This window comes from Microcoleus sp. S28C3, from assembly GCF_036700785.1.
In the GTDB taxonomy this organism is placed as follows: domain Bacteria; phylum Cyanobacteriota; class Cyanobacteriia; order Cyanobacteriales; family Microcoleaceae; genus Microcoleus; species Microcoleus asticus.
Map to the genome: position 1 here is coordinate 16236 of NZ_JAUBPO010000016.1, position 18780 is coordinate 35015.

17 protein-coding genes are annotated in these 18780 nt (G+C 46.7%); 11 read left to right on the forward strand and 6 right to left on the reverse strand.

Going from position 1 to position 18780, the window contains the following annotated elements; translation table 11 throughout:
* Positions 1-534 precede the first annotated feature (534 nt).
* From QUA13_RS07085 to QUA13_RS07115, 7 genes are all read left to right on the forward strand, one after another.
* Positions 535-846, forward strand: a complete 312-nt coding sequence (locus QUA13_RS07085; RefSeq protein ID WP_006635059.1) for a carbon dioxide-concentrating mechanism protein CcmK — start codon at positions 535-537, stop codon at positions 844-846.
* 96 nt (positions 847-942) lie between these two features.
* Positions 943-1284, forward strand: coding sequence for a carbon dioxide-concentrating mechanism protein CcmK (locus tag QUA13_RS07090; protein ID WP_006635058.1), 342 nt, complete (start codon positions 943-945; stop codon positions 1282-1284).
* A gap of 258 nt (positions 1285-1542) precedes the next feature.
* Positions 1543-1848: a EutN/CcmL family microcompartment protein gene (locus tag QUA13_RS07095; RefSeq protein WP_172186882.1), complete on the forward strand. Its 306-nt coding sequence runs from the start codon at positions 1543-1545 to the stop codon at positions 1846-1848.
* Positions 1849-1959: 111 nt separating this feature from the next.
* Entirely contained in the window at positions 1960-3615 is a 1656-nt protein-coding gene (locus QUA13_RS07100; RefSeq protein ID WP_333197674.1) for a ribulose bisphosphate carboxylase small subunit, read from the forward strand.
* Between the two features lie 289 nt (positions 3616-3904).
* The gene (locus tag QUA13_RS07105; RefSeq protein WP_333197675.1) at positions 3905-4570 is read left to right on the forward strand and encodes a carbon dioxide concentrating mechanism protein; all 666 of its coding nucleotides are present in this window, start codon (positions 3905-3907) and stop codon (positions 4568-4570) included.
* A 205-nt stretch (positions 4571-4775) separates the two neighbouring features.
* Complete coding sequence (locus tag QUA13_RS07110; protein ID WP_333045652.1) at positions 4776-5549, forward strand: BMC domain-containing protein; 774 nt, start codon at positions 4776-4778, stop codon at positions 5547-5549.
* Positions 5550-5995: 446 nt separating this feature from the next.
* A complete protein-coding gene (locus tag QUA13_RS07115; protein ID WP_172186878.1) occupies positions 5996-7036 on the forward strand; it encodes a tetratricopeptide repeat protein in 1041 nt (346 codons plus the stop codon).
* 399 nt (positions 7037-7435) lie between these two features.
* On the opposite strand, the gene hemL is transcribed toward QUA13_RS07115, so the two are convergent.
* Positions 7436-8734, reverse strand: a complete 1299-nt coding sequence (gene hemL, locus QUA13_RS07120; protein ID WP_333197677.1) for a glutamate-1-semialdehyde 2,1-aminomutase — start codon at positions 8732-8734, stop codon at positions 7436-7438.
* Between the two features lie 355 nt (positions 8735-9089).
* Between hemL and hisIE the strand changes: the two genes are divergently transcribed.
* On the forward strand, positions 9090-9740 hold the full coding sequence (gene hisIE / locus QUA13_RS07125; RefSeq protein WP_333197678.1) for a bifunctional phosphoribosyl-AMP cyclohydrolase/phosphoribosyl-ATP diphosphatase HisIE: 651 nt from the start codon (positions 9090-9092) through the stop codon (positions 9738-9740).
* Between the two features lie 246 nt (positions 9741-9986).
* Here hisIE and QUA13_RS07130 read toward each other — a convergent pair whose 3' ends face one another.
* Positions 9987-12155, reverse strand: a complete 2169-nt coding sequence (locus tag QUA13_RS07130) for an iron uptake porin (protein ID WP_333197679.1) — start codon at positions 12153-12155, stop codon at positions 9987-9989.
* A gap of 232 nt (positions 12156-12387) precedes the next feature.
* Complete coding sequence (locus QUA13_RS07135) at positions 12388-13638, reverse strand: MFS transporter (RefSeq protein WP_333197681.1); 1251 nt, start codon at positions 13636-13638, stop codon at positions 12388-12390.
* Between the two features lie 321 nt (positions 13639-13959).
* Between QUA13_RS07135 and QUA13_RS07140 the strand changes: the two genes are divergently transcribed.
* Positions 13960-14466 (forward strand): hypothetical protein, encoded by a 507-nt coding sequence (locus QUA13_RS07140; RefSeq protein WP_333197682.1) that lies wholly within the window; start codon positions 13960-13962, stop codon positions 14464-14466.
* A gap of 365 nt (positions 14467-14831) precedes the next feature.
* Here the strand turns inward: QUA13_RS07140 and QUA13_RS07145 are convergent, their stop codons facing one another.
* From QUA13_RS07145 to upp, 3 genes are all read right to left on the reverse strand, one after another.
* On the reverse strand, positions 14832-15125 hold the full coding sequence (locus tag QUA13_RS07145) for a TMEM165/GDT1 family protein (protein WP_172186872.1): 294 nt from the start codon (positions 15123-15125) through the stop codon (positions 14832-14834).
* Between the two features lie 104 nt (positions 15126-15229).
* Positions 15230-15697, reverse strand: a complete 468-nt coding sequence (locus QUA13_RS07150; RefSeq protein ID WP_333197683.1) for a TMEM165/GDT1 family protein — start codon at positions 15695-15697, stop codon at positions 15230-15232.
* A gap of 229 nt (positions 15698-15926) precedes the next feature.
* Entirely contained in the window at positions 15927-16577 is a 651-nt protein-coding gene (gene upp, locus QUA13_RS07155) for a uracil phosphoribosyltransferase (protein ID WP_333197684.1), read from the reverse strand.
* 37 nt (positions 16578-16614) lie between these two features.
* Between upp and QUA13_RS07160 the strand changes: the two genes are divergently transcribed.
* Positions 16615-16872 (forward strand): hypothetical protein, encoded by a 258-nt coding sequence (locus tag QUA13_RS07160; protein ID WP_333197685.1) that lies wholly within the window; start codon positions 16615-16617, stop codon positions 16870-16872.
* Positions 16873-17111: 239 nt separating this feature from the next.
* Complete coding sequence (gene crtH, locus QUA13_RS07165; protein WP_333197713.1) at positions 17112-18656, forward strand: carotenoid isomerase; 1545 nt, start codon at positions 17112-17114, stop codon at positions 18654-18656.
* Positions 18657-18780 lie beyond the last annotated feature (124 nt).

The following is an 18780-nucleotide window of genomic DNA, read 5'->3' on the forward strand; positions in this document are numbered from 1 at the left end:
CGATCGTATAGTTCTGGCAAAATAATTTGCACTCAACAAGATTAACTATACATTAAAGCATCAAAACAGATAATTATCTCAATACAAAATTACCGACTGAGCAGGCTCGGCACTCAAAGAAAAAAATGCCTGCCGATCTGCCAAGACTGCTTTTTTTGCCGATTTCCCCGCGATCCCCCTTTTTGAAATCCCCAAGTTTCCCGGCAATGCTCAGCTCCGGCTTCACATACCGAACTCTACTTGATAAGTATTGTTACTTACTCTAATCCCCGATCCCTGTCGGCATCTACTCGTTTTTATATTAACTTTATTAAATAAATATTAAATTATTTGAAGTAACATAAAAAATTTTAATTTTTGTTATTAAACATTATGATGTTAGTTTATATTGTCAAGGTGGACAGCTTCCCCTATTCTTAAAGAATAGGAAGCTTTACACTGCATTACTAAATAATGTGGGCCTCCCCGTCCAAATTTTTAGATTTCTCAAAGATTTGTAACGGTAATTTCACTAATCCTCTAGGAGATTCAAAAATGTCAATTGCCGTGGGAATGATTGAGACAAAAGGTTTTCCCGCTGTTGTGGAAGCTGCCGATGCTATGGTCAAAGCTGCCCGCGTTACCCTCGTGGGCTATGAAAAAATCGGCAGCGCCCGCGTCACCGTAATTGTGCGCGGCAACGTGTCGGAAGTCCAAGCCTCAGTGGCCGCCGGAGTGGAATCCGTCAAGCGGGTGAACGGCGGAGAAGTCGTCTCTACCCACATTATCGCTCGCCCCCACGAAAACCTAGAATACGTTCTGCCGATTCGGTATACAGAAGCAGTAGAACAGTTCCGAGGCTACTAAGTTCTTTGCGCACAGAAATTTCGTTTGACGAAAATTAGTGCGATCGTCAAAAATTAACTGTTTAGTTCCCCAAATATTCAATCAGGAGTAAAACCAATGGCAATTGCAGTTGGCATGATCGAAACCTTAGGCTTCCCCGCAGTTGTAGAAGCTGCTGACGCGATGGTCAAAGCAGCCCGCGTCACCTTGGTAGGCTACGAAAAAATTGGTAGCGCTCGCGTTACAGTCATTGTCAGAGGAGATGTCTCGGAAGTGCAAGCTTCGGTCGCCGCTGGAGTAGAGTCAGTGAAGCGCGTTAACGGCGGACAAGTGATGTCCACCCACATTATCGCCCGCCCTCACGAAAACTTGGAGTACGTGCTGCCGATTCGCTACACCGAAGCTGTAGAACAATTCCGCGAAGGCGTCAGCGGCATTCGCCCTCTCAACAGATCGTAAGATAGGCGATCGGCAAAGGGGCATTAGGTAATTAAAAATTAAAAATTAAAAATCGCGATGTTTTTGATTTAGCATTTTTAATTTTTAATTGAGGAGGGCATGGGATATTGGTTATTAGTCATTAGTCATTAGTCATTCATTAGTTACTAGACGAAGAACTCTAAACGGCGGACAGCGGACTGAGTAAAGCTAATTAAAAAAAGACAAGTGACAGTGTAAAAATGACAGTTACCAATTACCTATTACCTATTACCTAAAATGCAAATGGCCAAAGTTCTCGGCACAGTTGTCAGTACCCAAAAAGAGCCGACACTGAGAGGATCGAAATTTCTACTGCTGCAATTCATCGATGAGGAAGGTTCCCCAGTTCCCGGATATGAGGTAGCCGCTGACTGTGTGGGCGCTGGTATCGATGAATGGGTTTTAGTGACCCGAGGCAGCGCAGCCCGGATCGCGCCCGGAAGCGAAAACCGTCCGATCGATGCTCTGGTAGTAGGCATTATAGATACTGTCAATGTAGAAAATCGCCTCATTTACAGTAAAAAAGACGACCCGTACCGCTAGTTGCAACCGTTAGCAGTTAGCAGTTAGTGGAAGAATAACTAACAACTAACAACTAACAACTAACAACTAACAACTAACAAAAAGATTTTTCAGCTTAGGAGAACTTAATTTATGGCAGTCCGCAATGTTGCGGCTCCCCCGACGCCTTGGTCGAAAAACTTGGCTGAGCCTAAAATTCACGACACCGCCTTCGTACATTCCTTTTCTAACATTATTGGGGATGTGCATATCGGTTCTAATGTGATGATTGCCCCCGGGACATCTATCCGCGCCGATGAAGGCACTCCTTTTTATATTGGAGAAGGAAGCAACATTCAAGACGGAGTAGTGATTCACGGCCTAGAACAAGGCCGAGTCACAGGAGATGACGACAAATCTTATTCTGTGTGGGTGGGGAAAAATACTTCCCTCACCCACATGAGTTTAATTCACGGCCCTGCCTACGTAGGCGACGAGTGCTTTATCGGCTTTCGCTCTACGGTGTTCAATGCCAGAGTGGGCAACGGCTGCATTGTGATGATGCACGTACTAATTAAAGATGTGGAGATTCCCCCCGGTAAGTACGTACCTTCGGGAGCCATTATCACTAATCAGAAGCAAGCCGATCGCTTGCCTGACGTTCTAGATTCTGACGTTCAATTTGCGACCCATGTCATCGGCATCAATGACGCTCTGAGAACGGGTTATCGCTGCGCTGAGAACATCGCCTGTCTAGCACCAATTCGCAACGAACAAACTAAAAACCCAAATATGACTCAAACCAAATATTCTACCCATGCCGGCACCCAATTGAGTTCAACTCTTGCCGATAGCATCCGCAATTTACTAGCTCAAGGATACAGCGTCGGAGCCGAACACGCCGACGTGCGACACTTCCGGACCGGTTCTTGGCGCACTTGCGGCCCGATTTCCTCAAAGCGCGACTCTGAAGTAATCGCGGCTCTGTCAGCTTGCATGGCTGAGCACCAAGGAGAATACGTCCGCTTGATCGGGATTGACACCAAAGCCAAGCGCCGCGTACTAGAAGAAATCGTCCAAAGACCGGGAGACAACGGCTCTAACGGTTCTAACGGTGCGAAAACTCACCAATCTAACGGTAAAGTTGCACAACAAGCTTCATACCACAATAGCGGTTCCGTGTCAAGCGGAAAATTGAGTGCCGACACAGTGGCTCAGGTTCGCGGCTTGCTAGCTCAAGGCTACAAGGTGGGGACGGAACACGCCGACGCGCGCCGCTTCCGCACCAGTTCTTGGCAAAGCGGGCCTTCGCTACAAGTGAGAAACGAATCTGAGGCGATCGCCGCTTTGGAATCTGTGATGAACGAGTACCCGGGCGAGTACGTGCGCTTGATCGGGATTGACCCGAAAGCTAAGCGGCGCATAGTTGAAGAAATTATTCAGCGTCCCGACGGCCCAGTTGCTCAATCGGCTAAGCCGGGAGCAACATCTAAGTCGGCAGCAACATCGGGATACAAAGCAGCTTCGACTGGTTCGGCGAGCAGCGGAAGTTTGACCGGCAAGACGATCGACCAAATCCGCAACCTACTCTCCCAAGGCTACAAAATTGGCTCGGAACACGCCGACGCGCGCCGTTTCCGTACCGGTTCTTGGAGCAGTTGCGCGCCGATCGCATCCAACCGCGAATCCGAAGTGATTTCCGCCCTCGAAAGCTGTCTCAAAGAACACAGCGGCGAGTACGTCCGCTTGCTTGGCATCGACTCCAAGGCGAAGCGCCGGGTACTCGAAGAAATTATCCAACGACCTTAATTTGCCTGGTAATTAGCCTGTTTCTCCCGTTAAGCCCTCGCACAGGGGCCAACGGGAGAAACCCAAGCGGATTGAAGTTAGATTTGAGATAGTTATAAAGCTCGATTGAGAAATGTTGGTCAAAATCTAGAATCTTCTGAAAGTTTCTATAAAACGTTAAAGCATCAAGCTTCTCAGTATTAGTAAATTATCGTTTCTTAGATTGACATGGTTAAATTTATCAGTCGAAAAAACCCATAATTTAAAGTCCTTTTATCGAAAAAAATAGCTCCTTTCATGGTGAAGTCGAATGTATTTATCGCCACTGCAATTAAGTAGCAACTCTCAGATTTTGATGAGTGGCGATGTAGTTGTGAATGAGGGTGCGGCGATCGCCCCTGGAGCAATCCTGCAAGCAGATTTGGGCTGCCGGATCTCGATCGCCGCCGGTGCCTGTATCGGTATGGGAGTTATCCTTCACGCCCGTGAAGGTACTCTGGCAATCGAGGCGGGCGTTATTCTGGGTGCAGGGGTGCTGGTGGTAGGTGCGGGAACGATCGGGGCAAATGCCTGTATTGGGGCGGGGACGACACTGATCGATCCTTGTATCGACCAAATGCAAATTATACCAGCAGGTTCTCTAATCGGAGATACCAGCCGCCAAGCGGCCGCAGAAGCAACCGCAGCAGCGCCAACATCACCAGAAACCCCCGAAGCCACTACGCCACCAGTCGATCGACCGATCGAGCCGATCGAGCCGCCACAACCCGCCCAAACACCGCCTCAAACTGCCCCGGAGACGGCCCCAGACCCGCCGGAATCCACCGCCGCAGAGCCTCCGCAACCAGGCGAAACGCCAACTATTCTGTACGGTCAAGCTCACATCAATCGGCTGTTGGGGACGCTGTTTCCGCACCGGCAAGCTTTTAATCGATCGGACGAAAACGGTCAAACTTTATCGGGCGGTTCCGGGTAGCCGTCATTTCGGCAAAAGGCAGCTATGCTGAAGGCAGAAAGATCAAATATAAATAGGTAATCTCATATTATTGGTAGCTCAGCAATTTGTCAGGCCTTGCCGCAGCAATCTGTGTCTTGTAGCTCGTGCAGTCGGTCTTCTCATCTGAGAAACTATAAACTATCAACAAATTTTTATTTTGGGAAGTTTCTAAGGGTAATAGAAGATGGACGGACAAACAGATCGTAACAGTCACGAAGAGCGATCGCAGCGCCAGGAATACTTCAAAGACACTGCTTTGGGTTTGGTATCGACCAAGAGTTTTCCGGCAATTGTCGGGACTGCTGACATGATGCTGAAGTCGGCAGGGGTGATTTTGGTAGGATACGAAAAAATTGGTTCCGGTCACTGTACGGCGATCGTCCGGGGCAGAATTTCGGACGTGCGCTTGGCTGTGGAAGCTGGAGCTCAAACTGCCGAACAGTTCGGGCAGTTTGTTTCTAAGTTGGTGATTCCTAGACCCTTGGCTAATTTGGAAGTGGTTTTGCCGATCGGCTTTCGCCTGACTGAGCTTTCGGAAAGCGGCAATTATTCTCGGCTTAGCAATCAGGCGATCGGTTTGCTCGAAACCCGGGGATTTCCCGCAATGGTCGGCGCTTGCGATGCTATGCTCAAATCCGCAGACGTACACTTGGCAGCTTACGAGAAAATCGGCGCGGGTTTGTGCACGGCAATTATTCGCGGTGCAGTTGCAGATGTAGCAGTAGCCGTAGAAGCCGGGATGTACGAAGCTGAGCGAATTGGCGAGTTGAACGCGGTGATGGTAATTCCGAGGCCTTTGGAAGATTTGGAACAAACTTTACCGCTGGCGAGTTGCTGGATCGAACACCGTAAACCTGTGATGATGCCCGTGTCGGTTAAGGAAAAAGAACAAGAATTGATCGAACTTCCAGATTTGGAGAAATTGACTGTTTATGTGGAAGAGGAAATCAATCGGTAATTCGTAATTAGGCAACAAAATTTTGTAGAGACGTGCTGCTGCAAATACTCAGATGAAGTTTCTCAAAAAAATATAAAGTTTACTCGGTGGGAGTGGGTGCAACAATTTATACTGAGTAGCTGTCTCAAACTTAATTTGGCGATCGAGCCGATCGCAGCCGTATCAAGAGACACAGAACACCAACTAAAACTAGGCTTTTAAGATCGAGTCGATCGCCTAAACAATGGAACTGACGAAGTAAATCCAGCCGAGGTGCAGACTCTTTCCACAGGATTTAACTGCTGTTAAAATGAACCTAAAATCCTGTTTCCGGTAGATAGCCTACCATCAATTTGAGGGTAATCTAATAACGGGTGGCACAAAAAGAGAAGTTTAACCGTTGTTCAACTCAAAACTGGCAGCAAAGGAATCAACCCCCAGAATCAAGCACTCCTGAAAGTTGACCTATGAACCTCAAACAATTTTACAAGCGCGGTTTGCACAGCGCCAAGAAAGGAAACTATGAAGCGGCGATCGACGATTTCGATCGCATCCTGCAACTCAACCCTGCCGATGCCAAAGCCTATAACAATCGCGGCTTAGTCTACTATTACATGAAAGACTACCAGAAAGCGATCGCAGACCTCAGCCAAGCGCTAGATATCAATCCTAATTTGTTCGAGGCTTACCTGAATCGAGGCAATGCTTGGCGCCATCTAGGAGAACACGAAAAAGCCATTGACGATCTCAACTGCGCTTTAGCAAGTAAGCCGGGCAACCACGCTATATACAACAACCGAGGACTCGTACTTGCTAATTTAGGACATTACGAAGAAGCAATAGAAGACTACAATCGAGCTCTCTCTATCAATTCCCACAATTATAAAACCTATTACAACCGCGGGCGCGCTTACTACCTTTTGGGAGAAAAAGAGGCCGCAACGGAGAACTTTAATGAAACGCTGCGGTTGAATCCTAAATATATCAAAGCTTACATAAATCGCGGTCTCTGTTATCACCAATTAGGAGACAACACGCAGGCGATCGCCGATTACAACACTGCACTGGGCATCGATCCACAAAATGTTTATGCGTATTATAACAGAGGTTGCGTTCGCTATAAATTAAAACAAATGCAGCTTGCAATTGAAGACTTTGACAAAGCAGTGGAACTCGATCCGAACTATGTTAAAGCTTATCTCAACCGGGGTTTAGCGCTCTATAAACTCGGAGATGTGACGGCAGCAAATAAGGATTTTTACTTAGTAATGTGCATTAATGCTGAAGCTTATGTATACTACCAAGCCCAGCGGTGTACGCCTGATATTAATTCGTACTTCAAAGAAGCGCCACAGGTGGAACTTAATAATGCTGTAGAATACTACAACACAACCTTAAATACGATGTCAACTTCCTTAAGTTCCGCAGCATTAAACGCGGTATGGAATCAAGAAGATTTGGAGAACAGAGACTCGATTATCTGTGAAGGTGAATTTATCAATAATTGAATTAGTTAGCAGTCAGTAGTCAGTAGCCATGAGGCTTAGTGAATAAAATTTTGAGCGATAGGAAACCGCATATGCAACGCAAAGCCATCTCAAGATAGGAGAGCGAATGTATGGAATTTACGTCTCATGACTCAGCAGTCATTAGTCATTTTTCATTAAGTAGGTCATCGCAAAAAAACAATACCTCAGAAAGCCAGTTTCTTCGTATATTTCTCGTGAGTCGTCGTGGCAAAATCTCGTAGGAATCGGCTTTCTAGCCCCCTGCGCAAGCCCCGATCGAGAGGTTTTTAACGCGGATTGTGTACCAGTTAAAAATGAAAGTCCTTACTGCAAAAAAAACAGCAAGGACTTCAATCATTTATTCCTGAGTTTTAAGGACGAACGTCCTTACTACACACGTTAAATACTCGCCATCACTTCACGCGCTGCGGCCAAAGTTCGATCGACATCTTCATCAGTATGAGCCAAAGAAGTAAATCCTGCCTCAAACTGCGAAGGAGCAAGATAAATTCCGTGCTCCAACATTCCCCGGTGAAAGCGGCTGAACTTAGTCAAATCCGACTTTTTCGCATCATCGTAATTGTGAACCGGGCCAGCCGCAAAAAACAAGCCAAACATCCCGCTAATTTGCCCGCCGCAAACCGCGTGTCCGGCTTCCTTAGCAACTTTTAGCAATCCGTCGGACAGTTTTTTCGTAATCTTATCTAACTGTTCGTAAGTGCCGGGTTTTTGCAGCAATTCCAAAGTTTTAATCCCAGCAGTCATCGCCAAAGGATTACCCGAAAGCGTACCTGCTTGATACATCGACCCAGCAGGAGCCACCATCCCCATAATATCGCGCCGTCCGCCGTAAGCTCCCACCGGCAAACCGCCGCCGATAACTTTACCCAAAGTTGTCAAATCCGGGGTAACGCCGAATTTTTCTTGGGCGCCGCCGTAGGCGATGCGGAAACCGGTCATTACTTCATCAAAAACTAACAAAGCACCGTTATCTTTGGTAATTTCCCGCAGGCCTTCGAGAAAACCTGCATCCGGGGTAATAAAACCGGCATTGCCCACAACTGGTTCGAGAATTACGCCTGCTATCTGGCCCGGATTTTCGGCAAATAAAGCTTTTACTGCTTCCAAGTCATTGTAGGGAGCGTTGAGGGTGTTGGCGGTAACGGATTTCGGAACGCCCGGGGAGTCTGGAAGGCCCAGAGTTGCCACGCCGGAACCTGCTTTTACCAAGAACATATCGGCGTGCCCGTGATAGCAGCCTTCAAATTTAATCAGTTTATCGCGCCCGGTGAAGGCTCGCATCAGCCGCAAAACGGCCATGCAGGCTTCGGTGCCGGAGTTGACAAATCGCACCATTTCGATGCTGGGAACCGCATCGATGACCATTTCCGCGAGCACGTTTTCCAACAGCGACGGTGCCCCGAAACTCGTACCTTTTTCTAAAGCTTCGTGAAGGGCTTTGATGACTTCTGGGTGGGCGTGGCCGCAGATAGCCGGGCCCCAAGTGCCTACGTAGTCGATGTATTGGTTTTCGTCAACATCCCAAATGTAAGCTCCTTTTACCCTGTCAAAGACGATTGGCTGTCCGCCTACGGATTTGAAGGCGCGGACGGGGGAACTGACGCCACCTGGCATCAACTTCTGGGCGGCGGCGAAAATTTCTTCTGATTTGGTCGTTTTCAAGGTTGTGGAAACCAATGTTTTCTCCTTAGTGAACGTCTGTTGTTGGTAGAATAATTTTATAGCCAGTTCAACATAAAGGTTAGGTCGATTCAAGGAAACTATTCTAATAGATTTTAGGGTACAAACCAATGAGTAGCAATACTAGCTTGGGTTTTTTAGGCTTTGTCGCACTAGCACCGTGAAGCGAAGCTATCCCGTAGGGAATCGCGCTAAAGTGTAATTTTTTGTAAAATACTTCTTGACAATTTGTCCATCACTTCCTCAATCTCCTCTCTTCTCTTCCTCTGCGTCCTCTGCCTTCTCTGCGGTTAATTAAAAAAAATCTCCGACAGGAAAGCGTTAATCTATATTACCAAGTTGAAATAAAATTATGTCTACTAATGATTTATCGAGTTTGAGCCGATCGATCCCAATTGAAAAGATTCGTTACGACGATCGCGGTTTAGTGCCTGCGATCGTCCAAGATTATTTGGACGGTACAGTCTTGATGATGGCATGGATGAGTCGGGAGTCGCTGCAAAAAACGCTCTCTACCGGGCAAACTTGGTTCTGGAGCCGTTCTCGTTCCGAATTGTGGCCCAAAGGCGCGACTTCGGGACACGTTCAAAATGTCAAAGGGCTGCGTTACGATTGCGATAGCGATGCTTTGTTGGTAACAGTCGAACAAGTTGGAGATATTGCTTGTCACACCGGAGAAAGAAGTTGTTTTCACCAAGTTGACGGAGAAATTGTACCGCCGCCTGGAGATATGTTATCTCAATTATTTGAGGTAATTTGCGATCGGCGCGACCATCCTAACGAAAGTTCTTATACTTGCAAATTGTTCGAGGGTGGCGACAACAAGATTCTCAAGAAAATTGGCGAAGAGTCGGCGGAAGTTGTAATGGCTTGCAAAGATGACGATAAAGATGGAATTGCTGGGGAAGTTGCGGATTTATTTTATCACACTTTGGTTGCTTTGGCTCACCATCAAGTTGATTTGAGAGCAGTTTACCGCAAATTGGACGATCGACGAAAATAATCGGTAATTGGGAATTGGTAATTGGGCATCGATAATTGGTAATTGATAATTGCCGTCCTGCACGCACTCTGACGCTCAGAAACCGGGTTTTTTACCAAGTCTGCGATGCTCGAACGCGTCTTTTCGTAAAAAAACCCGGTTTCTCGGCCCCCATGCGTACTCGTGCGTAAGTCCTATTTAGGTTAGCACTGCTTAAGCGGCAACAGTATCAATTCCTGGCAATTGCAGATAGTATCGCGACTGCCTTTAGAAGGTAAAAGTGGTGCGCAGGACTCCCACCCCTACAGTGTCATTATCCTTAGTTCCTTCAGGATTGAACAGCACAAAAGCTCCGGGTGTAATGCTGATATTATCGTTGACTTTGAAGCGGTAATAAGCTTCTAAATGGTAAGGAGTTGCTTTGTTTTGCTGAAAGCGAGCACCGCCACTTACTGAATCGCGATCGAGTGGCTGTCCAAACAAAATACCTGCATTATTGCCCTGTGCGAACAAATCTCGGAAATGGAAACCTACCATCCAACTGGTGAAAGTTGTAGAAGCATTGCTTCTTTCAGCGTCAGCAACTATCCAACCTCCATAGGTAGAAATAGCAATTTTCGGAGAAAACCGCCAAGTTGCGGTACCGCCAAAGGAATTGAGCCTCACGCCACCGTTAACAGGTTCTCTATCCGATCCCAAAATAGAACCCAAATCGGCATCACCTAATCCTGTAGCAAGAATATTCACTTTGTGGCGACTGTAAGCGTAATTTAAACCTATGTCGATACTGCTGGTAGGTTTAATAGTTAACTGCGCCGCAGCCACCGTACTTCCCTCAAATGCACCTGCTCCTAAAGGCGTGGCTGGAAAGCCTAAATCAACGGGCAAGGCTGCATTTGCACTGCCGTACAAAGCTGTGAGATTAAGCTTGCGGGAAATGTTCCAAATAAACCCGCCTGCTGATGCCAAACCCCTGCCTGAAGTGCCACCGGATACGCGGACTACAGGGTTATAACCTGCAAACCTAGAGACGGCTTCTTGCCCTTCTCCAGCAAAGGGAGTAATAGCTTGAAAAGCGTCAGAAGTTTCTGCTTTCGGGCCGGCAAATAAAGTGATACTATTAGAAACTGGAAAGACGTAAAGCAGCTTGTAAAGTTCAACAGTATTGGCGTCAATGCTAGATAGAGTCTCAGGATTAATTCCTGGGAATTGCGGTTCAAAACTCAGCTTTGCCTGACTGTCGGACAAAGCACTAAATGCCCCTGTTGACAAACCTAAATTAGGCCCGAAGCTGCGAATGTTGTAAGCTTGCAAGCCAGTTATTAGGGTATCTTTGCCTGTAAAACTGGTCAGCAGATTCAAGCGCACTCGGTAGTTTAAGACTGTCTGAGTATCGCTGTTATTGTTTTTGGTAGTATCGGCAACGCTAAAAATTGCTTCGCCACTGAGTTTAGTTGTTGTCGAAAATTGATTGGCTTCTAGTTCGGCTGTACGAGATTCTAAAGCATCGACTCTACCCCGCAAAGTGGCTAATTCTGCTGCAAATTCTTCTTGCAATCTTTGCAATGCGGCTAAGTCTTCCTTTGTTGCTAAGTTGGTTGTACCTGTTTTAATTAGCTCACTAACTTTATCCAAGCAAGCGTTTAAACCGGCGGCAAATTCGTAGCGAGTCATTGCCCGATTGCCTCGGAATGTGCCGTCTGGATATCCTGCTATGCAGCCGTATCTTTCTACTAGAGATTGCAGGGCTTGAAATGCCCAGTCCGTCGGGCGCACGTCGGAGAGTTGAGATACAGATGTTACTTGTTGTAGTTCGATCGACCCCTCGGTTTCGCTGTTGGTTGCTGCTGGTTCTAAGGAACTGCTGTTTTCGATTTCAGCCAACTTTTGGGTAGTAGAAGTTTCTGTTGGTACTGGTGCAGATATGCCTGTTTGGGCAATAGCTGGTGCGGCTGGGTTTTGGGCAGCAATGACTGATGTTTCTGCCGTAAATTCTACTGGTGTCTGCTGGTTTTGGGAAGGGGTAACAGATATTTCTTCTGTAACTGAGGCTGGCTCTAAGTTGCCTGCTTTTTCAGCTAATTTTAATGAGTTTTCCGGCGTATTTTCAGCGGTAAATGTTGCTGTTTGTGGCCCATTGAGTTGAGGGCTGTCTTGGGGGAGAGGCGCGAGTTCCTTGGCTGTTGAGACGGGGCGATCGCCCGTGTTTTCAACTTCCACTGCATCGGCGGGTTTGAATTCATCTATTCCCGGAATTTTGACCGCATTGTCAACACTACTTGTATCCAGGCTGATTTCAGTCTCTAATTGTTTCAATTCTTCAGTACCTAATGTCTGTTTCTCAGGGACGAGAGGCATCGCTGCCAATGGTAGAGAACCGACAAGTAGATAAACTAAACCTATTCCGCTAGCACTAAAGAGTAGATGTGCTTTCATTACAGCTCCTCACTAAATAGATTGTAAAATTGCTCTTATGTTTCGAGAATTATAAATCTATTTGGCATCCACAATCCCAAAGTTTTTAATTCATAATTATTATGTTTTTCATTAAGAAATAGCAGGATAACTTATCACAAAAAAAGTATTTAGGCAACTATTTTTTTAACATTCGATCGATCCTCTGTAAAAAAAGAGATAAAAATGTATCACAGAACAGGTATTTAGGCAACTATTTTTTTAACATTCGATCGAGCTTTTGCAAAATAACAATAGCAGCGCCCACACTCAAAGCCAAACCCAACCAAAAATTATCCGCCGCCCATTTACCTCTATCCAAAGCCAAACCGCCCAGCGGCGGCCCGATTAAATAGCCGATCGCCCAACACTGAGAATTAACCGCCAAATACACGCCGCGCAAAGACTCCGGCGCTAAATCCACCACCAAAGCCGAAGCAAAAGGCGTATAAGCAACAGTCGCCACCGACAAAAAACTCAAGCCTAAAACAGCTAACAATAGATTGCCCGTTGCAGCCATTCCCGTCAAGCCGATCGCAATAAATCCCATTCCCCATAGCAGCGCAGAAATCATCAAAGCTTTTGGATGGGAAAATGGCCTCAAAGCTTTAACAACTGGCAGTTGCAAAGCCACAGTTAAAAACGTGCTAAAAGCAAACAAAACGGTAATTGTACCTGTTGAAAAACCTTTTTCCGTCCCCACCGCGACAAACTTGCTAAAGTAGAGCGGCATTGTGGTTTGGATTTGGGAAATATATAATGTGAACAAAGTATTTACTAAAGCATAGACTAGAAGACTTCGATCGCTCAGCGCCACTATCCAGCCATTTTCCAGATTTTTGCTGCCTCTATCCGCTGAATTAGCTGGTTTGTAGGTTTCGGCGATCGCGATCGCAACTACCGCAAATAGCACTAAAAACGAGATACCATCAATAATAAAGAGCGATCGATAATTACCCGTTACCTCAATCAATAAACCCCCCAAAATAATCCCAACTTGCAAACCTAAATTATCAGCCAGCCTCGTCAAAGCAAAAGCTTCCTGTCGCTGTTCGCCCTCGGTTAAATCCGCCACCATCGTCTCGGTTGGAGGCCAATACAAACCCACGCCCAAACCCATCAGTAAATTGCCCGCAACTAAACCAGGAAAATCATTAGCAGCCGCCAGTACAAAAGAAGCCACAGCAGCAATAATTGCCGCCAGCAATAAAGTTCGCCGCCTTCCCCAAAATTTGGAATCGCAAAAAGAACCGCCCAAAACTCTGCCGAATATTCCCGAAACTGAACCGCTACCCAAACCAATCCCAACAGCAGTAGCAGATAAACCGACGCGATCGACAAAAAATATGGGCGCGTAAAATAAAGTAAAACCGGTGCCGCTTTGGGAGAGGAATCTGCCAGCAGCAAGAATCCAGACTTGATGGGGGAGACGGGGAAACCAAGATGATAATTGAAATTTAGGCATATACAGTTAAATTAGGAGTTAGTCCTGGACGCAGAAACCCGGTTTTTTTATGAACATACGTTATAGCCTTTAATCACGACCAAAAACCCGGTGTCTTTGGTCGCAGTGCGTAAGTTCTGTGAGTAATTATTAATTTATTCCGTACTTTTTCCGAATTAGTATTAGTTAACGCAGGTGATGACAAACATCATTGAGCTTAACAATTCTTCAGGCTCTGTTACACAAAAGTTACCATTAATTTAAAAATACTTAACACGATTTTATAAAAAAGTTAGTTAAACTCTAGAAAAGGCAGAATAAAATTTTAGAGGGTCTAATTATATGACAGCTATTACAACATCAAGAGTGGAATCACTCAAACCTCGCTGGCAAGCAATTGTCATGGTGGCCTTAATTTTCTGGGCCAGCGTTAGCCTGATTTTGGATCTAGTAATTATGCCCAGTCTCTACGTATCTGGCATGATGACATCTCCCGAATTTGCAACGGCCGGAAATTTAATGTTCTGGGGATTCAACCGCGTTGAGTTAATCTGTTCGGGCCTGGTGACAACGGGTTTGATGGTTTTGAGCAATTTAGTCGGTGACTTCGGCAAGCGCAGCCGCACAGCAATCTTATTATCATTGGTACTTCTGGCGATCGCCCTGATTGACACCTACGCCCTGACGCCCCAAATGAGCGCCTTGGGAATTCAGCTAAATCTGTTCGATTCTGCAGCAGAAGTGCCTACCGGGATGAATCTACTGCACCAAGGCTATTTTGGCTTGGAAGTGCTGAAGTTGGCTGTCGCCGGTACGCTGATCGGCTGGTGCTACCAAAACCAAGTTTAATCAACACAATCCTCAGATGTTGAGTTGAGAAAAACTCAACCTTTAGCAGCGGGCATGAATTCACGCCCGCTGCTAATTTTTTATTAAATTTTAGCGCTCGTAAACTATGGTTGAATTGCAGGCATTCGCTCTCCTATCTTGAAATGCACCTGCGTTCTATCTGCGGTTTCCCGATCGATCGAACATTTATGCAATAACTCTACTGTCAAGTTTCCTAAATCCGCCCAAAAACGGATACTTGCGAACGAATCCTGTCGTAAAGAACTAAAAATTTTAGACTCTTTTTCAAACTCCCAGATTCATCTGTAGAGTAAATCTAAAATCTAAAATCTAAAATCTAAAATCTAAAATCGACTGACGGCGCTTTACTCGGATGCTTCCGGTACATCTGCTTTCGGCCACAGCAGGCGCAAGCCCATCACCGCAAATCCGATCGCCGCGATCGCCTTTACCAGTCGCTCCGGCAATACCTCTGCCGTGCCTTGCCCAACTAAAACGCCGATTAAACTCGCCAGCAGCAACGCCGACGCCGTACCGAAAAATACAGCCCGCGGCGAGTTACAACTGCTGCCGAGGGCGATCGCAGCTAGTTGACTTTTGTCTCCCAATTCTGACAAAAAAACTGTAAGAAAACTTATTCCCAAAAGTTGCCAATCCATGTTTTTTAGTTATTAGTTAATTAAGAAATCTCGGACAGTATATGTAGGGTGCGCCTCAGCGCACCTTGCCCATATAAGGTGGTTAAAGTCAGGGCGATTGACAATTAACCCAGCACTTCCCACAGCAGAACAGCCGCAATCCCCAGCAAAATCACTCCTGCAGCTCTCTCCAAAGTTCTCGGAGCAATCCGACTTGCCAGCCACCTTCCCAGCAAAACTCCCAGCAAACTGGTTGCTATCAAAGCCGAACCCGCACCGGCAAACACAATCCAAGGCTCCCGAGATTCAGCCGTCATCAGCAAAATTGCGAGTTGAGTTTTGTCTCCTATTTCAGCTAAAAAAATAGTTGCAAAAGTAGAAGCAAAAATTGCCCACTGCTTCGACTTCAGTTTATTTGGTTCCTGACAAATATCGGGATTTGCACTCACTGAGAGTTCAGCGGGTTCCGGGTTTAAAGCAGCACAAATCTCAGAAACCTCTTTTATTTGTATTTGTACCTGTTGTGGCAAATCATAATTGAGGTTTACTGAGTCAGAAGCAGACAAGCTTGGCGGAACAGAATCAAGTTTCACGGGCAATGAGTGCTAAACGCTATTTATTTTTGAATTGTACTTTTGATTCTAACTTTCTCTGTACCTGCTTTTACGAAACCAGGGTCATCTTTTTCTCCCGAGATTTCAGCAACTGATTCCTGGAACAACTCACCGCACCCAAAAAGGGATACAAGCCCCCAGATTTATCTGTCGAGTCAATCTAAAATCTAAAATCTAAAATCTAAAATTGACTGGCTGACTGATTGGTTCACGTACCGTAAGTTCGATCGCCCGCATCTCCCAAACCAGGTACAATAAAGCCCTGTTCGTTCAGCATTTCGTCGATCGTGGCCGTATAAATAATCAAACTCGGGTACTCTGCACTCAGCCTCTTCAAAGCCGGAGGAGCAGCCACCACAGAGATAATCCGAATCAAGTTTGGGTCAATTCCCCGCTTCGTCAATTCCTGCATTGTCGCCACAATCGTGCCGCCAGTCGCCAGCATCGGCTCGCTAATTATCACCCGCGTTTCCGGGATAAACTGCGCCGGCAACTTGTTCAAATAACAACTCGGTTCCAGCGTCTCCTCATTTCTTGCCATGCCGAGGTGATAAACCGACGCCAGCGGCACAACCGTCTGAATTCCTTCCAGCAGTGCCAAACCCGCCCGCAAAATCGGTACCACAACTAACGGAGCTTCCGGGTTGATAAAAGTCGCCGGACATTCTGCCAAAGGCGTCTGCACCGTTGTTTCCACTGTCGGCAGCCATTCTCGAATCGCCTCGTAAGCCAGCCACCTTCCCAATTCTGTCATCGCAGAACGAAAAAGTACCGAGGGGGTAGCGGCGTCGCGGGCGACAGCCAGCCAGTGTTTAATTAACGGATGCGGGGGAACGTAAACGCGCAGTTGCAGGGACATTAGAAAATTGGGGAGATTGCTAGGTTTGAGGGATTTTATGCGGTGCGGTCGATCTTCTTCGAGAAATTCGCCAACCGGCGATCGATCGCTCTGTGCAACTTATCACATCCTTGAGGGCGCATACAACCCAGAGAGCGAGAATCGACCGAAGAGCACCATTTTCAAGATTGCCGTCGCGAGTTCAAACTCCTGCCGGACTGTGGCGACAAGCACAAGCCGTCCGTTACAACCCATTCGCCGATCGACCTCCATCGGCTTATTGAAATATTTTTCTAATAGTATTGACATTAATTAGCAACAAGGCTATAGTAATTTTCAGTGTTCTCCTCTCAAAGGATCGGCAGACGGGGGCAGTCGGCAATGGTAGACTGTTCCCGCATTTTTTTTGGGGAAAGAAGAAGGAAGAAGTCCGATGGAAGAGGGAAAAGGAAAAAAGGCAGAAGGCTACATATACAAAGGGAAAATGGCAGAGGCAAGAGTTCGGCGACGGCGATCGACTGTAATATTATGGAAATTATTAAGATTTTTAACGCAATGTCAGCTCCTACCCAATCCCAGTTATTTTCTTCCAACTCCCGCCCAACAGAGCAAGAGTTTGATGTAATTGTCATCGGTTCCGGCATTGGCGGACTCGTGACAGCCACCCAGTTAGCCGCTAAGAAAGCCAAAGTTTTAGTGCTCGAAAGCTATACAATTCCGGGGGGTAGCGCTGGATATTTCGATCGAGAAGGCTACAGATTCGATGTCGGCGCCTCCATGATTTTTGGCTTCGGACAGCGCGGCACCACCAACCTCCTCACCCGCGCCCTGAAAGCAGTCAACGTCACCTTAGAAACGATTCCCGACCCCGTACAGCTTCACTATCACTTACCCAGCGGCTTGGAACTTGAAGTTCCCCAGGCTTATGATAAATACTTGCAAGAATTAACTGACAGGTTCCCTCACGAACGCGAAGGAATCCACAAATTTTACGGCGAATGCTGGAACGTCTTTAACTGCCTCAACGGCATGGAATTGCTATCCCTAGAAGAACCCGGATATCTGGTTCGAGTCTTTTTTCAGAATCCTTTAGCCTGTTTGGGATTAGTAAAATATCTGCCTCAAAATACTGGCGACATTGCGCGGCGCTACATAAAAGACCCTACTTTGCTGAAATTTATCGACATGGAATGCTACTACTGGTCTGTAGTACCCGCAGACTTGACGCCGATGATTAACGCCGGAATGGTATTTTCCGACAGACATTACGGCGGCATAAATTATCCCAAAGGCGGAGTCGGTCAAATTGCCCAAAAATTAGTAGAAGGATTAGAAAAATGCGGCGGGAAAATTCAATACAAAGCTAAGGCGAAAAAAATTCTTACAGAAAACGGCCGCGCTGTCGGAGTTGAGCTAGCAACCGGCGAAGTTTACCGGGCAAAGCGGATAGTTTCTAACGCCACGCGGTGGGATACTTTTGAGAAATTGCTGCCTGCAGAAGAGATGCCCGCGAGCGAAAAGAAATGGCAGCAGCGCTATCAAAAAGCCCCCAGTTTCTTGAGTTTGCATTTGGGAGTGGAAGCAGGCGTAATCCCTGTCGGTAGTGCCTGCCACCACATTTTGTTAGAAGATTGGGACAAAATGGAAGCGCCGGAGGGAACTGTTTTGGTTTCAATTCCGACCGTGCTCGACCCGGATTTAGCTCCCGCAGGATATCATATCGTTCACGCTTTTACGTCGAGTTGGATGGAAGATTGGGAAGGACTTTCGCAGCAGGCATACGAGGATAAAAAGGAAGAGGCCGCAGGGAGAATTATTGAAAGATTAGAAAAGATTTTTCCCGGTTTAGATGCGGGTTTGGATTATATGGAAGTGGGGACAGCGCGTTCTCACCGCCGCTTTTTGGGGCGCGAAGACGGCACTTACGGGCCGATTCCGCGACAGAAGTTAATGGGTTTGCTGGGAATGCCGTTTAATCGAACTTCTATGCCTGGTTTGTATTGTGTGGGTGACAGTACGTTTCCCGGACAGGGTTTAAATGCGGTGGCGTTTTCTGGGTTTGCTTGCGCGCACCGAATTGCCGTTGATTTGGGTTTTTAGCGGTAGCGGTAAGGTGCGTCAGATTGTTCGCTTGAAATACGAGAGAAACTGTGAGACTCCGGCCACCCTACAAAAAGATTAAAAACCCGGTTTCTGGGGAGAAACCGGGTTTTTAAACTGAAAA